A 13,206-nucleotide genomic window follows, 5' to 3' on the forward strand; every position below is an offset into this window, starting at 1 on the left:
TACTAATTGCCCGTGAGGCTTAACCATACAACACCCAAGGGGTTTTGATGGACTCAATGAAAGAACATTGAATGTGTAAGAACGAGAATTAAGAAGCAGCTTTCCAGATTAAAGAATTTGCTTGGCGACCATAGCGTTTTGGACCCACCTGATTTCCATGCCGAACTCAGAAGTGAAACGAAATAGCGCCGATGGTAGTGTGGGGCTTCCCCATGTGAGAGTAGGACATCGCCAGGCTTTAAATTTCGTTATTTGCATAGACAAGTAACAATATCATCAGTGTACTAATCTGTTGATGACAATTTGTGGAGAGATGGCTGAGTGGTTGAAAGCACCGGTCTTGAAAACCGGCATACGTTAATAGCGTATCTAGGGTTCAAATCCCTATCTCTCCGCCACTATTCAGAAGCCTCGCTAGAAATAGCGAGGCTTTCTTCGTTTCTGACGCTTGGAAATTCGTTAGGGACTGGAATCAATCCCTTAGCTGATCGTATCCCCGGACTAGGTATCCCTGCACTATGTCACTTGAGAAGCCTTGCTTTAAGCGCGTTCTCGCTATCCACAGGTTGTGCAGCGACAGAAGTTCATAACTTTATCTTCTAACGAGAGCCATCAAGTCTGAGTATTGGCATTCCTACCTCTAAGGGTGAAGTGTTTCTGTTAACAAGAGACTTGCCTTTACTCTATATTACGTGCGTTAGCGCTCTTAGTGTTACCTAATAGCTATTCGCTATCTTGCTCTAGTTGGTACAATAAACACGGTCTAAGTATTGTATAGGAGACAGTCCTTCATTGAAGAGAATGGAGAGTATCGGAGCTTATGTACCTATTTTTGCTTTCTGCACTATTTCAAGTTACCTGTATTTTGTTAGTAGAGCTCCTTCCTAGAAACTTATATTTGGTTGTTCGCCTTGAAGAAAGTGTGCAAGCTATTTTTTTAGAGGATTTTATTGGGCTTAATGGAGTGCTGCTTGGAACGAATTAAGGAAGCTTTGCTAGGGCTTCCCAATGAAGTTCAGGCGATTGCAGGGCATTAGCTCTAGTGGATATTGCAGGTTTGTGGAGTGTTGATGAGTGACAGGCAATAAAAAGCCGACAGTAAACTGCCGGCTTGGTTAGATGACTGCTACTTAGTCGTTCTGGACGAGCGTGAGAGCTTTACGAGAGACTTCGTGAGCGGCTTTAGTTAGATTCTGCTTCTCTAGTGTATCTGCTAGGAATGCATAATCAGAGACGTCAGAGCGAAGCTTTAAGGCGATCTCAAAGTGGTCTTGGGCTTCTTGCCACTTCTCTTGACGGAAATAGAAGTGCGCTAATGCGCTATGCGCTGCGGCGTTATCTGGCTCTTTCTTCACTACTCCCTCTAAGAAAACCACGACAGGGTGGATATCTGGCAGGTTTAGATCTGGCAGTAGTTGATAAAGCTCAGGAGCCGGTTGTTTTTTCAATGCTTCTTTTAGCACAGTAAAGGCTTCAGCATCTGCTTTCCGGGCTATCAACTCACGAGCAAAACAGGCGACTAGGTGTGTGTCTTGTTTTACTTTGCGTGCAAGGCCATTCCAATGAGAGATAAGCCCTTCGCTACCCTGTTGTTGCGCTACTTCATTGAGTAAGCCGCACTGCGCCTTTTGAATCAGCTCTGCATGTTCTTCTTCCGTGATGAGTTTTGCTTTGGTTAATTGTGGCAAGAGGTCAATAAGAGGTTGCCACAATTTTAGCTGCATGTACGTTGTTTTCAGCAAGTTCAATACAATCGAATTACTCGCATACTGACCTTTTAACGATTGCAAAGTATCGAAAGCAGCCTCGAACTCGTTGTCGCGGATAAATTGTTTCGCTCGAGTCAGCTCCACTGCGAGATGAGCATTCTCTTGCTGGCTTGCTAGCTCTAGGTAGTGATCACGTTTTGCTTTATCACCTTGACCTTGAGCAGCTTCAGACGCAACTAAGTAACAAAGTAGCGGCATATCGTGATGATTTGCCCAACGAGTCACTTTTTTCTCGGCACCTTTCCAGTCTCCTTCAAGGAGTTTAATAATGCCTTCATTGGTGTATCGACGGGAATGGCGCATTTTGCGCACACTGAAGTAGTTCCATGTTGTAGAACTTGCGTAAACTAGCTTTTTAATTAGGTACTCAAGTAGAAAAAGACCTGCGAGTGCTGCGATAACGAATACGACCAATGTCGTTACGCTCATCTCGATCGTTTTCTCAGCGATGGAGATGAGTACATAGCCTTGCTGACCAGAAAATTGAGTGCCAACAAATAGTCCTGCACCTAGTACAACAAATAGGAAAATAAGACGAAACATTACTTATCCTCCATACCTGTCATCGTTGTGACTTCGCGACGTAGGCGCTCACGGATGACATCTGATAGTTGAGACTGACTTTGCAGTTTCGTTGGGTATTCCACTTGAATGTTTTGCTGGCTTAACTGGTTAACAGTTTTGTTGAACTCTTTAACGGAATTATCGTCTTGGTTGAAGAAAGCTAATGCCCATTTGTCGGCCGTTTTTAGAGACGTGGTGTAAATTTCACCTTGCTCTTGGTACACCGCTTTTATTGCGGTCTCCAATTTGGCTTTGATGTTTTCTTTTAGGTAAAAGTGTTGCTCAGGAGAAAGCAGTGGAATGACGTTACCATCGCGCGTGCGGAAGGTAATGAAGTTTTCTGAAAAGTCTTTCAGAGATGTCATTAAGTTATCTTGCCAGTTTGCAATATCTTCTGACACTTCAGTGTTCTCTACGGCTTCTGCTTCTGGGAGTAGTGCATTGGCGAGAGGTAGCTTGTCTACTTGCTGTTGCAGAGCAGTTAAGCGTAGTACCAATCCATCACGGTCAATCAGCGGGATAGTACGAAGTTTGGTGATATCGTTCGCCATTGCTTTACGTAGTTTGACGAGGCTAGGGTCATTCAGTGCTGCAATGCGTTGATCAGCACTTTCCATTAGTTGAGTTGCGCTTTCTACGTCATGTTCTAAGAACAGTTTACGACCTGCTAATTTGACGAGGTAATCGGCTTCAGCAAGTAGCCAGTCGTTTGGTCGGCGACCTTTCACATCGGCAACGGCAAGCTGTAAGCTTTCAATGCTCTTCTGTTGCTGTCCAAGTACCACTTCCGCTTTGTGTGTAACGGTCGTTGCTTTCTCGATGGTTTCTTCTTGTATCCGGCTGAGCTCTTGCTTCATGGAAGCTTGAGTGCTTTCTAGCTGACTTTTTAGTTGGGCGATCTGCGCTTGGTAATCGGCTTGCTGCTGATGCAGCTTGTATGCGAGGCCACCGCCAAAAATAATCGATAAGATGATAGCTACTGTGCCTAGTTTAACTCCGCGCTTGCCTTGTTTTTCTTCAAATTCGACTTTGGCTGGCTCGGCTGTTTTTGGGGGCTCGGCCACTTTTGGCTGTTCTTTTTTAGGGGCCGCATCCTGCTGCGATGTGCTTTTTTCGGCTATCGGTGCCGATGAGGTTTCTTCGGAAAGGTTTTTATCGTTATTTTTTTGGTCGTTATTTTTACTTGTCATGCCTATATCCTGTGTAGCTAGGGCTGGAGAGCCGCCAGTAATTCTTGGTTGGATGCGCTTCCCGTGCATCTCACCCGAGTGAACCCCCTGTGAAGTGCGATGTCAGCGATACGCTGACTGGGGATATACAACTCTTGTTGATTAAGCCAAGTCAATTGCTCTGACGTCAATTGGCTGCACAAATAATCCAGTTGCTCACCACTGGTGACGATGATCTGGTCAATTTGTAGGGTTTTCCATAGTGAGACACAGCTTACTGGATCGAATGGGATGAATTCTCTCTTGTAAGTCTCACTATAGTGAACTTTTGCGCCACGTCTCACCAATGCATCTTTGATCAGCTCTCTTCCACCGTTCCCACGAAGGATAAGAACCTGTTGTTGGGCCACATTATTGAGCTCTGGCAGTCGCAATAAATGTTCACTATCACTGACTTGGGGATAGTGTACTTTCTGTTGGGTACATTTGCTTAAATAGTGTGCTGTTTTTTGACCAACGGCAAGGTAAATGGCTTGTTTCGGCCATGATGTCTCGTTGCTGGCTAAGATTTGCTGTGCACATTGCACGGCATGTCGACTAACAGCGATAACAATTTGAGCTTGATGCAGGTGTTTAGAGAGGTGCGTGTCCGTGAGATCGGCGACAATGTCGATCAGAGGATGGTGATATGCGGAAATGCCGTGCCTTTCGAGCAGAGAGCAAAGCGCGTTGCCTTGCTCTCCCGGCCGAGTGACCAACACTGCCATGATTATTCGTGATCTGCGTACAGCTTAGTTAGGATTTCACGAGCGCCGTTATCCAGTAGTTCATTGGCTAACTGCACTCCTAACGTTTCGCCGTCTTTACGATGGCCACGGATTTCACCACGAACAATTTCGCTGCCATCTGGTTCGCCAACTAATGCGCGTAGCCAAATGTTATCGCCATCTAGCAGGGCATAGCTGCCGATAGGTACCTGACAGCCGCCTTCTAGCGTCAGGTTCATTGCGCGCTCACACAAAACGCGGTCTACGGTGTCTTGGTGGTTAAGTGGCTCAAGTAGCTTAAGCAGCCTTTCATCGTCAAGGCGGCACTCAATACCGACAGCACCTTGGCCAACCGCAGGTAATGATTGCTCTGGCTCGATAAAGCTACGAATGCGCTCTTCAAGCTTCAATCGTTTAAGGCCTGCCGCAGCAAGAATGATCGCATCGTATTCACCCGCATCTAGTTTACCAAGGCGAGTGCCCACATTACCGCGAAGCTCTTTAATGATGATATCTGGACGATATTCTTTCAGTTGGCATTGACGGCGCAAACTGCAAGTACCAACCACTGCACCTTGAGGGAGTTCATCAATGTTGCTATAGGTATTGGAAACGAAAGCATCACGAGGGTCTTCACGTTCACAAATGGTCACGAGGCCAAGACCTTCCGGGAAATCGACGGGCACGTCCTTCATTGAGTGAACGGCAAGGTCTGCACGGCCTTCTAGCATTGCGACTTCAAGCTCTTTTACGAATAAGCCTTTGCCGCCAACTTTTGCTAGCGGTGTATCTAAAATCACGTCACCTTTGGTCACCATAGTTACTAACTCGACTTCCAAACCAGGGTGAGCGGCTTGAAGGGCGTCTTTGACAAAGTAAGCTTGCCATAAAGCAAGAGGGCTTTTTCGAGTTGCAATGCGAATAGGTGTGGATTGTGTCATGATCTTCTCAATGCTGTTTGGATTTGGGTTTATCCTACCATTCTCATCAAGAAATGCTTACTGTTAGTTCGTTATCTCTGAGAGCTATGAATGGAATTACATGACGTTATGAAAATAGTGTGACTGGATTCTCAATTAGACTAAGGACTATTATTAGTAATAGGTAATAAGAGCGACACTACCGCGCGATTAATTTTGTGACTAAAGTATGGTTTTGCACCCTGAGTGGTGCGTGGGCGTGAAACTTTACCCGCACCAATAAAAGTGTTAAATTGATCACGTTTTTAGGCCGTTTTGGTTTAAAACGTCAGCAGATTTTCGTGATTGTTCAACCAAGGAATTCCCCTTGCAGGCTTACACCCAAAAAATCATTCAGCGACTAGATAATTTGAATCAGCAGCGAGTTGATCGCGCGCTGGCGCTTATGGATTCGCAAAGCCAGCAAGTCTTCCACTTGATTCCTGCCTTGTTGAACTACAACCACCCTGTGATTCCTGGCTATTACGATGCCGATGTCCCGTTTGGTGTGCATGGGCTGGCGCTAAATAGCATTCAGCAGCAATTCATTGATGACATTCAACTTGCGATTGGTCAGCCACTTAAGACGGCTGAGAAGCCGGCTATCTTGGGCTTATACACCATGGGCAGTACCTCATCAATTGGTCAAAGTACTTCTAGTGATTTAGATATTTGGGTGTGTATTTCGCCAGATATGGATTGTGACGAGCGAGAATTGCTGACCAATAAATGCTTGCTGATCACCGACTGGGCACAAAGCCAAGGGGTGGAGGCGAACTTCTTCTTAATGGATGAAGAACGCTTTAGAAGCAACCATTCTGAAGAGATGACGGGTGATAACTGTGGCTCATCTCAGCACTTACTTTTGCTTGATGAATTCTATCGCAGCGCGGTGCGTATTGCTGGACAGCGTTTATTATGGCAAATAGTGCCGCCAGAAATGGAAGAGTGTTACGACGAGTACGTTTCTCAATTGTGCAGTGAAGGTTACATTGACTGTAGTGAATGGATCGACTTTGGCAAATTGAACCGCATTCCTGCTGAAGAGTACTTCGGCTCGAACTTGTGGCAGCTATACAAAAGTATCGATTCTCCCTACAAATCGGTATTAAAAGCCATTCTGCTTGAAGCTTATTCGTGGGAATACCCGCATACGCAACTGCTAAGCATCGACACCAAACGTCGTTTCTTTGCCCATGAGCCAGATCTCTACGGTATGGATGCGTACTACTTAATGCTGGAAAAAGTGACTCGCTATTTAGAACGAATCCAAGACGACACTCGTTTGGACTTGGTGCGCCGTTGCTTCTATCTCAAAACCCATGAAAAGTTGTCGCGTGAACCGGATGTCGGTTCAGTGGCTTGGCGCCGTGAAGCGCTGAGCGACATGATTGCAAAATGGGATTGGGATGCCAGCGTTGTTGCTGAGCTCGATGATCGCCGCAACTGGAAAGTTGAACAGGTAAAAGTGGTGCATCATGCGTTGCTGGATGCGTTGATGCAGAGCTACCGTAATTTGATTCAATTTGCGCGTCGCAACGACATTACCTCCGCTATCAGCCCGCAAGACATCAGTATTTTGGCGCGTAAGCTTTACGCCGCTTTTGAAGTATTGCCGGGCAAAGTGACGTTGCTCAACCCACAGATTTCCCCTGATTTGCATGAACCGGATTTAAGCTTCATCGAAGTGAAAGATGGTGGTGTGAACAAGTCTGGTTGGTATCTCTATAAACAACCTCTGATCGCGCACCGCATTTTGGGGCAGCCATACTTAGAACATCATGAATACTTGAGCAAGTTAGTCTCTTGGGCATTCTTTAATGGTTTAATCACCGAGTCGACTCGTTTGCACGCGGTGGTGCGTGAAGCGCAACTGGATATCGATAAGTTCTACCAAATGGTGAGCGACTTACGAAATACCTTTGCGCTGCGTAAGCGCCGTCCGACGATGCAGGCATTAGCGAGCCCATGTGAGATCAGCCAGTTAGCGATGTTCATCAACTTTGAAAATGATCCTACGTCAGAGCTTTCGGGCCGTTCACTGAAAGTGGATGTGAAAAATACCGATATCTTCAGTTTTGGTCCGGAACATAAAAATTTAGTCGGCAGTGTCGACTTGGTTTACCGTAACTCCTGGCATGAAGTGCGTACGCTGCATTTCAAAGGGGAAACGGCGATGCTGGACGCACTGAAAACCATTCTGGGCAAAATGCACCAAGACGCGTTGCCACCAGAATCGGTGGATGTGTTCTGTTATGCGAAGAACATGCGTGGTGTGATGCGTAATATGGTCTACCAGCTTTTAGTGGAATGCATCGACTTACGCTTGAAGCCAGTAGAGCAAGAAAAACGTCGCCGCTTTAAAGCGATGCGCCTTGGTAACCAAACTTACGGGCTGTTCTTTGAACGTCGTGGTGTGTCGGTGCAGAAGTTAGAAAACTCCATTGATTTCTATCGCAGCATTTCTACTAACAAACTTAAAGGCTCGCCTCTATTAATGCTCGATCGTGAGCAAGAGTATCAAATGCCAGAAGCGGTGGATGGTTTTGCCAGTGAAGGTCTGGTGCAATTCTTCTTTGAAGATAATGAAGATGGCTTCAATATTTATGTGTTGGATGAGTCAAACCAAGTTGAAGTGTATCACCAGTTCAGTGGCTCCAAAGACGAGATGATTTCGTCTGTGAACAGCTTTTACACATCCGTAAAAGATGACAGTCGTGTTGCGTCGAAATTTATCAACTTTAACCTGCCGCAGTACTACCAGATTATCCATCCTGAAGAGGGCAATGCTTATATCATCCCTTATCGTAATGATGGTTGCTCGCCGCATCGTCCGACGAAAGCGGTGAACGCGTAATTAAACCCGTATCAATAAACAAAAAGAGCACTTCGGTGCTCTTTTTGTTTTGGTGACGATTGACGGACATTATGCCCAATCAATGGCTTCGCCCGCGTGCTTTTCACACTCTTGCTTCACCATTTCAAATAGCTCCATGCCCGTTTTTGAGCAGGTCCATTTATCTTCAATAAGCTTGAAGTGGAAACCACCAGATTTGGACGCTAGCCAGATCTCATGCATCGGCTCTTGGCGGTTAATGATGATTTGGCTGCGGTCTTCAAATTCCAATGTCATTACGTTGCCAGTGACTTCGTAATCAATGTCTGCGCCTGAATCATCGATGGATTCTTCGATGATTTGCATCTGCGCATCCACCAGTTGATGAAATTCAGTATCGTTCATCCGTCTATCCTATTGCTTTTCCTGAGTGTGGTGCGATTATAGGGGGCATTGATTCAATAATCACGATATGCGAAATGAAAAAATTAGTTACTGTGTTGTTTGTGATGGTTGCCGCGACGTTAGCGGGATGTGGCCAGTCTGGCTCACTATACATTCCAGATGACACTCAACAGAATGAGCAATCACAATAAATAACCGCGCCTTAGGGTGAAATTAGGGTTCAGCAGTCGAATAAAATAAGGGAAGCGAATTTTGGATTACTTCAACTATCAGGATGATGGCCAGCTTTGGGCCGAAGACGTCCCACTTCAAGCTCTTGCAGAGCAATATGGCACTCCTCTTTACGTATATTCTCGAGCCACGCTAGAGCGCCACTGGAAGGCGTTTGATAGTGCTGTGGGTCAACATCCTCATCTAGTTTGCTACGCGGTGAAAGCGAACTCAAACTTAGGCGTATTGAACGCACTGGCGCGTTTGGGTTCGGGCTTTGATATCGTATCAGGTGGTGAACTTGAGCGTGTGATTGCCGCAGGCGGTGATCCGAAGAAAGTCGTCTTCTCTGGTGTTGGGAAAACACCTGCAGAAATGAAGCGTGCTCTTGAGCTAGGTATCAAATGTTTCAACGTTGAATCTGAGCCTGAGCTAGAACGTTTGAATAAGGTTGCGGGTGAGCTTGGTGTGATTGCGCCAATTTCTCTGCGTATCAATCCAGATGTCGACGCGAAAACACACCCTTACATTTCGACTGGTCTTCGCGACAATAAATTCGGCATTGCATTTGATCGTGCGCCAGATGTTTATAAATTCGCGCAAAGCCTGCCGAACTTGAATGTGCAAGGCATCGACTGCCACATTGGTTCTCAGCTCACCAATATCGACCCATTTATCGACGCGACAGACCGTTTATTAGCCCTGATTGATGATTTAAAAGCGCAAGGCATTAACATTCGTCACCTTGATGTCGGCGGCGGTTTGGGGGTGGTCTATCGTGATGAGTTACCACCTCAGCCTTCAGATTACGCCAAAGCGTTACTTGGTCGTCTTGAAAATCACCAAGACTTGGAGCTGATTTTTGAGCCGGGCCGAGCAATTGCTGCGAATGCAGGTATCTTGCTAACGCGTGTTGAGTTTTTAAAACATACTGAGCACAAGAACTTTGCCATCATCGATGCGGCAATGAACGACTTGATGCGTCCTGCACTATACCAAGCATGGCAAGATATCGTGCCAGTTTCGCCGCGCACGGGTGAAGCACAGACTTACGATTTGGTTGGCCCTATTTGTGAAACCGGCGACTTCTTGGGTAAAGATCGCGCACTCGTTTTGCAAGAAGGTGATCTACTCGCGGTTCGTTCAGCAGGTGCCTATGGTTTTGTAATGTCTTCGAACTACAATACTCGTACCCGAGCGGCAGAAGTAATGGTGGATGGTAAACAAAGCCACTTAGTTCGCCAGCGTGAGGAGCTGACCAGTTTGTGGCAGCTGGAACAGATTCTACCGGAGTAACACACAACAAATGCATTTCCACTTTTCCAAAATGCACGGTTTGGGCAACGACTTCATGGTCGTCGACTGTATTACCCAGAACGTGTTTTTCTCGCAAGACCTGATCCGCCGTTTGGCGGATCGTCATACCGGCGTTGGTTTTGACCAATTGCTCGTGGTAGAAGCCCCTTACGACCCTGAAACTGATTTCCATTATCGGATTTTCAATGCCGATGGTAGTGAAGTCGAGCAGTGCGGGAATGGCGCGCGCTGCTTCGCGCGCTTTGTTCGCTTGAAAGGGTTGACCAATAAATACAGTATCAGCGTGAGCACCAAAAAAGGAAAGATGATTCTCAACATCGAAGATGATGGAGAAGTGACGGTCAACATGGGTGTGCCAGAGTTTGAGCCAAACAAAATTCCTTTCAAAGCCAAGCAAAAAGAGAAAACCTATATCATGCGCGCTGGTGAAAAAACGCTGTTCTGTGGCGCGGTAAGCATGGGTAACCCGCATGTGGTGACGGTGGTCGATGACGTGGATACTGCTGATGTCGATACATTAGGCCCGCTGCTTGAGTCGCACGAGCGTTTTCCAGAGCGCGTCAACGCTGGCTTTATGCAGGTGGTGAGTCGTGACCATATTCGTCTTCGAGTTTACGAGCGAGGCGCAGGTGAAACACAAGCTTGTGGTAGTGGCGCATGCGCGGCGGTAGCGGTAGGGATTCTTCAGGGTCTGTTGGATGAAAACGTTAAGGTTTCTCTACCAGGTGGTGAACTGCGAATTGCGTGGCAAGGTCCGGGTAAGCCGTTGTTTATGACCGGACCTACAACGCATGTATTTGATGGTCAATTGTCTTGCTAGTAGAAGAAAAAGGAAACGGTTTGTCTCAAGTAGAAGCAGATGCCTTAACGGCTGAAGTGGTGGCCGAGTACCTCAAAGATCATCCCGATTTTTTTGTGCAGCGTCCAGAGCTTGTGGATCGTCTATCTTTCCCACACTCAGACTTGGGTGCGGTGTCTTTGGTGCACATACAAATGAATCGCCAACGTCAGCGCATTGAAGAGTTAGAAGAAGAGATCACCACACTGATGTCGCTTGCGGCGAACAACGATCGCACCTTTTACGAATTTATGGATTTGCAGGGGCAGATTCTAAAGTGTGGTGACTTTAAACAAGTCATTCATTCTATTGAAGAGAAAGCTAAAGCACTTGGCTTACGCGCGTTTGTTCGATTGTTTAGTCAATGCGACGCATCTATTCAATTGAGTAAGGAAAGTTATCAACGTTTTGCGACCACCCACCTAAATGGCAAAGACGCGTACTTAGGACGTCTTCGCAAAGTGGATCGTGAAGCTTTGTTTGGCAATATGGATGTGCCGGAAATGGGGTCCTATGTGGTACTACCGCTCGTGAAACAGCAAACACTGGGCGTGCTAGCGTTCTCTAGTGAGGATGGCGGTCATTTTCAACCAGATATGGATACCTTGTTTTTGCGTCACCTATCATTAGTAGTGGCACATCTCGCTCAAACATTGGTATGGCAAAGTTACGATGACGACAACTCCCAACACTCCTCTGCCAAATAGTCTGCAAAAGCCTCTTGAGCGCTTCTATGAATTCTTACGAAGCGAAAAGGGGCTCAGCCTACATACTCAACGCAATTACAAACAGCAGCTAGAAACCATGGCGCAGCACTTGGCTGAAATGGGACTTAAAGATTGGTCTCAAGTGGATGCAGGCTGGGTGCGCCAATTAGCAGGTAAGGGCATGCGGGAAGGCATGAAAGCCAGCAGTTTAGCGACGCGCCTCTCATCGCTGCGTAGCTTTTTCGATTTCCTTATTCTGCGTGGCGAGATGTCAGCTAATCCTGCCAAAGGGGTTTCAGCGCCACGTAAAAAGCGCCCGTTGCCGAAAAACCTCGATGTTGATGAAGTGAGCCAACTGCTTGAGGTCAACGAAGACGACCCGTTGGCTGTGCGTGATCGTGCCATGATGGAGCTGATGTACGGTGCTGGCTTGCGTTTGGCTGAGTTGGTGAGTGTGGATGTACGTGATGTACAACTGCGCAGTGGCGAGCTTCGTGTTATCGGTAAAGGCGACAAAGAACGTAAAGTTCCATTCTCTGGCATGGCAACTGAATGGGTTGCCAAGTGGTTGAAAGTCAGGGGCGATCTTGCTGCGCCAGGTGAACCCGCCTTGTTTGTGTCTAAACTCGGAACGCGTATTTCGCACCGTAGCGTGCAAAAACGTATGGCAGAATGGGGACAGAAACAGTCTGTGGCGAGCCATATTAGTCCGCATAAATTGCGTCACTCGTTTGCGACACATATGCTCGAATCCAGCAATAACTTACGTGCGGTGCAAGAGCTTTTAGGGCACGAGAACATTTCGACGACCCAAATCTACACGCACTTGGATTTCCAACATTTAGCGCAAGCCTACGACCAAGCCCACCCACGCGCACGTAAAAAGAGCGGGGAGTGAGCCGAAGTATGAAATTTTATCGCCGTATCGAGCCTATTAAGGCCATGACCTTCGATCTTGATGACACGCTGTATGACAATTACCCGGTGATTATCCGTATGGAGCGTGAGTTGTTGGCTTGGTTGCAGCAAACACATCCTGCCGTGGCGCACATGGATAAGGCTGATTGGATGCAGGTAAAAAAACATGTGCTCCAGCAGAGACCGGGTCTCAGAAGCGATGTGACGCTTTGGCGTTTAGTGCAGCTAAAGCATGGTTTTCTTTCAGTTGGCTATGATGAAGCGCAAGCTCAAGCCGCAGCTGAAGAGGGTGTTCAGCTCGCTTTGGATTGGCGCAGTCAGTTTGAAGTGCCCCAATCAAGCTTAGATGTTTTGACACAATTGGGAGAGCGAGTTCCGCTCGTGGCGATCACAAACGGCAACGTCGATTTAGATAAAATTGGCTTAACGCCGTATTTTCAATGTGTGCTCAAAGCGGGGCCTGATGGGTTAGCGAAACCCGCCACCGATATGTTTACTAAGGCGAAACGGTTCTTGGATATTCCAGCAGAGAATATTCTGCATGTCGGTGATCACCTAACCACGGATGTGCATGGTGCAAAGTCGGCTGGTTTTGCGGCTTGTTGGTTCAATGATATGAATAAAAATGTCATTAACCATTCAAAAACACGTACTTTACCTGATATTGAAATCAATAGTTTGCAGCCGTTACTCACACTTTTTTAATTGCTTTCGCATTAATCCATTCTAATCTCATTTTGTGTCTAG

11 protein-coding genes, 1 tRNA gene, 1 rRNA gene and 1 pseudogene are annotated in these 13,206 nt (G+C 46.7%); 9 read left to right on the forward strand and 5 right to left on the reverse strand.

Annotated features, from left to right (window positions below; genetic code table 11):
* Positions 1–120 precede the first annotated feature (120 nt).
* A 5S ribosomal RNA gene (gene rrf / locus B7360_RS20270) occupies positions 121–237 on the forward strand.
* A gap of 70 nt (positions 238–307) precedes the next feature.
* A tRNA-Ser gene (locus B7360_RS20275) sits at positions 308–398 on the forward strand.
* A gap of 732 nt (positions 399–1,130) precedes the next feature.
* Here the strand turns inward: B7360_RS20275 and B7360_RS20280 are convergent.
* From B7360_RS20280 to hemC, 4 genes are read right to left on the reverse strand one after another with little or no spacing between them, the layout of a single operon-like run.
* Positions 1,131–2,312, reverse strand: coding sequence for a heme biosynthesis protein HemY (locus B7360_RS20280; protein WP_085344471.1), 1,182 nt, complete (start codon positions 2,310–2,312; stop codon positions 1,131–1,133).
* Positions 2,312–3,523: a uroporphyrinogen-III C-methyltransferase gene (locus B7360_RS20285; RefSeq protein WP_085344472.1), complete on the reverse strand. Its 1,212-nt coding sequence runs from the start codon at positions 3,521–3,523 to the stop codon at positions 2,312–2,314. The genes B7360_RS20280 and B7360_RS20285 overlap by 1 nt, the downstream gene beginning before the upstream one ends.
* A 17-nt stretch (positions 3,524–3,540) precedes the next feature.
* Entirely contained in the window at positions 3,541–4,269 is a 729-nt protein-coding gene (locus B7360_RS20290; RefSeq protein ID WP_085344473.1) for a uroporphyrinogen-III synthase, read from the reverse strand.
* 2 nt (positions 4,270–4,271) lie between these two features.
* Positions 4,272–5,210 (reverse strand): hydroxymethylbilane synthase, encoded by a 939-nt coding sequence (gene hemC, locus B7360_RS20295; RefSeq protein ID WP_005393847.1) that lies wholly within the window; start codon positions 5,208–5,210, stop codon positions 4,272–4,274.
* Between the two features lie 346 nt (positions 5,211–5,556).
* On the opposite strand from hemC, the gene B7360_RS20300 reads away from it, so the two are divergent.
* Positions 5,557–8,085 carry a class I adenylate cyclase gene (locus tag B7360_RS20300; RefSeq protein ID WP_085344474.1) on the forward strand — a complete coding sequence of 843 codons (2,529 nt, stop codon included), beginning with the start codon at positions 5,557–5,559 and terminating at the stop codon, positions 8,083–8,085.
* Between the two features lie 69 nt (positions 8,086–8,154).
* On the opposite strand, the gene cyaY is transcribed toward B7360_RS20300, so the two are convergent.
* Entirely contained in the window at positions 8,155–8,469 is a 315-nt protein-coding gene (cyaY, locus tag B7360_RS20305; RefSeq protein WP_012841286.1) for an iron donor protein CyaY, read from the reverse strand.
* Here cyaY and B7360_RS25050 point away from each other — a divergent pair.
* The 6 genes and pseudogenes from B7360_RS25050 to yigB all read left to right on the forward strand — a co-directional run bounded on the left by B7360_RS25050 (position 8,449) and on the right by yigB (position 13,164).
* A pseudogene (locus B7360_RS25050) lies at positions 8,449–8,660 on the forward strand (lipoprotein). The gene cyaY and the pseudogene B7360_RS25050 overlap by 21 nt on opposite strands.
* A gap of 61 nt (positions 8,661–8,721) precedes the next feature.
* On the forward strand, positions 8,722–9,975 hold the full coding sequence (gene lysA / locus B7360_RS20315) for a diaminopimelate decarboxylase (protein WP_006743007.1): 1,254 nt from the start codon (positions 8,722–8,724) through the stop codon (positions 9,973–9,975).
* Positions 9,976–9,985: 10 nt separating this feature from the next.
* On the forward strand, positions 9,986–10,816 hold the full coding sequence (gene dapF / locus B7360_RS20320) for a diaminopimelate epimerase (RefSeq protein ID WP_006743008.1): 831 nt from the start codon (positions 9,986–9,988) through the stop codon (positions 10,814–10,816).
* Positions 10,810–11,541, forward strand: a complete 732-nt coding sequence (locus tag B7360_RS20325; protein WP_006743009.1) for a DUF484 family protein — start codon at positions 10,810–10,812, stop codon at positions 11,539–11,541. The genes dapF and B7360_RS20325 overlap by 7 nt, the downstream gene beginning before the upstream one ends.
* Positions 11,507–12,439, forward strand: a complete 933-nt coding sequence (gene xerC, locus B7360_RS20330; protein WP_085344475.1) for a tyrosine recombinase XerC — start codon at positions 11,507–11,509, stop codon at positions 12,437–12,439. The genes B7360_RS20325 and xerC overlap by 35 nt, the downstream gene beginning before the upstream one ends.
* Before the next feature lie 8 nt (positions 12,440–12,447).
* A complete protein-coding gene (yigB, locus tag B7360_RS20335; RefSeq protein WP_085344496.1) occupies positions 12,448–13,164 on the forward strand; it encodes a 5-amino-6-(5-phospho-D-ribitylamino)uracil phosphatase YigB in 717 nt (238 codons plus the stop codon).
* Positions 13,165–13,206 lie beyond the last annotated feature (42 nt).

The sequence above is a fragment of the Vibrio sp. ArtGut-C1 genome (assembly GCF_002105475.1).
GTDB lineage: Bacteria > Pseudomonadota > Gammaproteobacteria > Enterobacterales > Vibrionaceae > Vibrio > Vibrio diabolicus.